The organism is Streptomyces sp. NPDC006265 (assembly GCF_040613555.1).
Lineage (GTDB): Bacteria > Actinomycetota > Actinomycetes > Streptomycetales > Streptomycetaceae > Streptomyces.
In genome coordinates, this window is sequence record NZ_JBEXSH010000659.1 from 1 (window position 1) to 5,183 (window position 5,183).

Annotated in this window: 1 protein-coding gene and 1 pseudogene; both read left to right on the top strand. The window is 70.5% G+C overall.

The features are described from left to right. Positions 1 to 3,531 (top strand): annotated as a pseudogene (locus ABZ281_RS36730) (FtsK/SpoIIIE domain-containing protein); the annotation flags it as partial. Between the two features lie 179 nt (positions 3,532 to 3,710). After that, positions 3,711 to 5,180: an ATP-binding cassette domain-containing protein gene (locus tag ABZ281_RS36735; RefSeq protein WP_356662380.1), complete on the top strand. Its 1,470-nt coding sequence runs from the start codon at positions 3,711 to 3,713 to the stop codon at positions 5,178 to 5,180. Positions 5,181 to 5,183 lie beyond the last annotated feature (3 nt).

A 5,183-nucleotide genomic window follows, 5' to 3' on the forward strand; every position in this document is an offset into this window, starting at 1 on the left:
GACCGTCTCCGTCCTGCCTGGGAGATCCTCTGGTACCTGCGCACCTACCTGTGGTTCGTGCTGCTCTCCCCGCTTCTGCTGCGGGTCTTCCGGCTGAACGATGACGCGGTGACGGCCGGGACTCCTTGGCCCCTGGGCGGTGTCGTACGGGTGGGCGACTCGCTGCTGGTCCTCGACCAGGTGGCCGAGCCGGATGCGCATCTGTCCCTGATGAGCGAAGGCGGCCTCGCCTACAACCGCCCCCCTCGGCTGTCGCCGCTGCGGCCCCGGCGGCGGCTGGCCGTGCCGGTGCCTCCCTCCAAGGGGGAACGGGCCCGTTTCCAGTTCATCATGGCGTTCATGCCCATGCTGTTCGGGCTGTCGATGTACTTCCTCACCAAGCAGATCTACATGCTGCTGTTCTGCCTGATGAGCCCGCTCATGATGTTGGGCCAGTGGATCAGTGAGAACCGCGAGGGCAAGAAGAAGCACAGGACGTCCCTCAAGCAGTACAAGAAGGATCTCGCGGCCCACGAGTCCGAACTCGTCACCCTCGGCAAGGAAGAACAGCGCGCCCGCCGCGAGGACAACCCCGACCCGGCGGAGATCCTGCTCTTCGCGACCGGACCGCGCCGCCGCCTCTGGGAGCGCCGGCTCACCGACCCGGACGCGATGCAGCTGCGTATCGGGCTAGGAGCCCTGCCCTCCGACGTGGAACTCGTCTTCGCGCGTGGCGGCTCGTCGCACGACGAGGAGCCCCCGGAACCCCCCGTCCTTCCCGACGTCCCCGTCACCCTGCCCTTCGCCCGGCTCGGCGTGGTCGGCATCGCGGGCGACCGCGCCCGTGCCCTGGCCACCGCGCGCTGGCTGAGCATGCAGGCCGCCGTGCTGCACAGCCCCCGCGACCTGTCACTGGTTTCCCTGGCCGCCACGCCCGCCGCCGGCGCCGAATGGCACTGGGCGCACTGGCTGCCGCACAGCAATCCCGACGAGGGGCAGGACTGCGTCGCCCTGGTCGGTTTCGACTCGGAGGGCATCAGCCGCCGGGTCAACGAACTGCTCAATGAACTGGCTCGACGCAAGGCGGCCCGCGAGCAGCACAACATGACGGGCCAGCTGTATCCGGACGCCAATGTGCTCCTGATCCTCGACGGAGCACGGCTGCTGCGCCGTGTCCCGGGCGTTCCCCAACTCCTCACCGAGGGACCGCAGTACGGCATTTTCGCCCTCTGTATCGACGAGGACGAGCGGTTGCTCCCCGAGGAGTGCAAAGCCGTCGTGGCCTGGTCACCGGACGCGGCCCACCATGTCCGGGTACGCGGCTTCGGCCTGGAGGCCATCGGCGATGTGCTGGCCGACCAGGTTCCGTACGAATGGTGCGAACTCCTGGCCCGCTCCCTCGCCCCCGTCCGCGATGTCAGTCGCGACGACTCCGACTCCGCGCTGCCCACCTCGGCCCGGCTGCTGAACCTGCTGAGCATGCCCAACCCGGCAGGTACCGACGTGGAACGCATCTGGCGGGCGGGTGGCTCGACCACGGCCGCACCCATCGGACTCGCCGCCGACGGCGCGTTCGTCCTGGATATCCGCCGTGACGGGCCGCACGCGCTGGTCGCCGGTACGACGGGTGCCGGTAAGTCGGAGCTCCTGCAGACGATCATCGCCTCGCTTGCGGTGGCGAACCGCCCCGACGCACTCAACTACGTCCTCATCGACTACAAGGGCGGCAGCGCTTTCATGGACTGCGCCCGCCTGCCCCACACCGTCGGCATGGTCAGCGACCTCGACGCCCATTTGACCGAGCGGGCCCTGGCCTCGCTCGCGGCCGAACTGCACCGCCGGGAGCGCATCCTCTTCGACGCCGCAGCCAAGGACATCGAGGACTACAACGACACCCGCAAGCTGCGCCCCGAACTGGAGCCGATGCCCCGGCTGGTGCTTGTCATCGACGAGTTCGCGTCCCTGGTCGCCGAACTGCCCGACTTCATCGCGGGCCTGGTCGACATCGCGCGCCGGGGCCGTTCACTCGGCGTGCACCTGATCCTCGCGACGCAGCGTCCGGCGGGTGTGGTGAGCGCCGACATCCGCGCCAACACCAACCTCCGCATCGCGCTGCGGGTGACGGACGCCGCCGAGTCGATGGACGTCATCGACGCTCCGGACTCGGGCGCGATCGCCAAGTCGACGCCAGGTCGCATGTACGTCCGCTCGGGTGCCCAGTCCCTGGTCGGCGTGCAGTCTGCCCGTATCGGTGGCCGCCGCCCCGCCACGGGCCAGACGGGCCCGAAGGCCACGCTGATCCCGTTGCCCTGGAATGCCTATGCCCGCCCGCTGCCCAAGCGGAACGAGGCCGAGGACGACGGCACGATGGTCACGGACCTGGCCGTCCTCGTAGACGCGGTACGCGAAGGCGCCGAGCGGATGGGCTTCGGCGAGCAGCGCAGCCCGTGGCTGCCACCCCTGGCGGAATCCGTCACGCTCGACGAACTGTCCGCCTACGGTGGTGCACCGGCCGCACCGGGCGACGACGTGGCCCCGATCCCGTACGGCCTGGTCGACCTGCCGGCGAAGCAGAGCCGCGTGCCCGTGTCGCTGGACCTTGTGCACGGCGAGCACACCCTGCTGCTCGGCGGCGCGCGCTCCGGTCGCTCGACGGCTCTTCGTACCCTGGCCGGCTCCCTGGCCCGGAACACCTCCCCGCTGGACGTGCACGTCTACGGCATCGACTGCGGCTCCAACGCCCTTCTGCCGCTGGTGCGTCTGCCTCACGTGGGCGCTGTCGTGACCCGCGACGAACCGGACCGGGCCCGCCGCCTGATCCAGCGCTTGCAGGTGGAGGTCGCCCGTCGACAGCAACTGCTGGCGATGGAGGGTGCGTCGAGCGCGGCGGAACAGCGCGCGGGTGCCCCTCCCGAAGAGCGCCTGCCCTGGATGGTGCTGCTGCTGGACAGCTGGGAGGGCTTCGCGTCGACCTTCGAGAACTACAACTACGGTCAACTGCTGGAAGCGGCCCAGAGACTCTTCCGCGAGGGTTCGGCAGCGGGCCTGAAGGTCGTCATGACGGCTGACCGAAGTGGCCTCAGCGGTCACGTCTCCTCGGCCTTCTCCGACCGTCTCGTCATGCGCTTCGCCGACCCGAACGACTACTCCACAGCCGGCCTCCAGGCCCGCGAGGTCCCGAAGAACATGCCGCCCGGACGCGCCCTGCGCATCACGGACACAGGTGTGGACGAGACGCAGATCGGGCTGCTGGCGCAGGACCCTGCCGGCCAGGCCCAGGTCCGTGCGCTCCGCGAGATCGCGGAAGAGGCGCGAACCCGCTACGGCCGCGTTCCGGCGGGCCGCCGCCCCCTGCGGGTCGACGCCCTGCCGACGCGCATCACGGCGTCGGACGCAATGGCTCTGGACCCGGACTTCGTCGCGCCGTCGCCCTTGTGGGCGCTGCTTGCCGTGGGCGGCGACGAACTCCACCCCATCGGCATCGACCTGGAGGAGAACGGACCCGGCTTCGTCATCGCGGGCCCGCCGAAGTCCGGCCGCTCGACGGCACTGCTGTGCGCCGCCGCCCCTCTGTGGTGTGCGCTGCGTGCGACCTCGGCGTTCGAGCCGTCCCTCAGGTGCAGGGCATTTCTCATGTCCGTGATGTGCCCATGGAACCTCACCCCCTGGTCGCAGGTGTCTCGACACGCGTTTGCCCCTGACCGCTTCGAGCAACCGCGAGTGAGGCCCCCATGTCCACCTCCATCACCGTCACGTCCCTTGCGTTCACCTGGCCCGACGGCAGCCCCGTCTTCGAGGGCCTGGACGTCGCGTTCGGCTCCGGCCGGACCGGTCTGGTCGGCGTCAACGGGTCGGGAAAATCGACCCTGTTGAAGCTGATCGCGGGTGAACTCGCGCCGGTCGACGGCACCGTCCGCGTGGCCGGCGAGGTCGGCTACCTCCCGCAGAACGTCGCGCTCGAGACCACCCTGCGCGTCGACGAGGCCCTGGGCATCGCCGCCCGGCGGACCGCCCTGCACGCCATCGAAGCCGGCGACGTCTCCGAGACGCACTTCGAGACCGTCGGCGACGACTGGGACGTCGAGGAGCGCGCCCTCGCCACGCTCGGCGAACTCGGGCTCGGGCACGTCGGGTTGGACCGCTCCATCGGCGAGGTGTCCGGCGGCGAGTCGGTTCTGCTGCGGCTGGCCGCGCTGCTGCTGCGCCGGCCCGACATGCTGCTGCTGGACGAGCCGACCAACAACCTCGACCTGTACGCCCGTCGGCGGCTGTACGCGGCCGTGCAGTCCTGGCCGGGCGTGATGGTCGTCGTCAGCCACGACCGCGACCTGCTGGACCTCGTCGACCAGATCGCCGATCTCCGCTCCGGAGAGATCACCTGGCACGGCGGCAATTTCTCCGCCTACGAGGAGGCGCTGGAGATCGAGCGGGAGGCGGCCGAGCGCATGGTGCGCGTCGCCGAGTCCGACTTCCGCAAGCAGAAGCGCGAGCTGGCCGACGCGCAGGTCAAGCTGGCCCGCCGCAAGCGGTACGGGCAGAGGATGTGGGACCAGAAGCGCGAGCCGAAGATCGTCATGGGGGCGCGCAAGCGCGCGGCGCAAGAGTCCGCGGGCAAGCACCGCATCCTGCACGAGGAGAAGCTCGCCGAGGCCAGGGAGCGGCTCGACGAGGCGGTGGAGGCCGTACGCGACGACGACGAGATCCGCGTCGACCTGCCGTACACGGCGGTGCCGCCGGGGCGTACCGTCCTCACCCTCCAGGATCTCGGGCTCCGGTACGGCGCCCGGGTGAAGGGCGGCTTCGACCTGCGCGGGCCCGAGCGGGTCGCGTTGATCGGACGCAACGGCGCGGGCAAGACCACCCTGCTGCGCACGATCACCGGCGAGCTGGCCCCGGAAACGGGCGAGGTGCGGGCGCACGTCCCGCTGCGGTTCCTGCCGCAGCGGCTCGACGTCCTCGACGGGGAGCTGTCGGTCGTCGAGAACGTCGCCCGGTTCGCGCCGGGCGCCACCACCAACCGGATCCGGGCGCGGCTGGCGCGCTTCCTGTTCCGGGGCGCCCGCGCCGACCAGAAGGCGGCGACGCTGTCCGGCGGCGAACGCTTCCGGGCCGCACCGATCGGGGTCGACGCGCACCCCCGAGATTCGCAGCGCGCACAGCGAGCGCGATTCCCGGAGTGCATTCAGTACCGTGCGGATTGATTC

What these genes read in the sequence shown, in the direction of transcription:
- ABZ281_RS36735 (WP_356662380.1), top strand. Translation starts at nt 3,711, where the DNA reads ATGTCCACCTCCATCACCGTCACGTCCCTTGCGTTCACCTGGCCCGAC.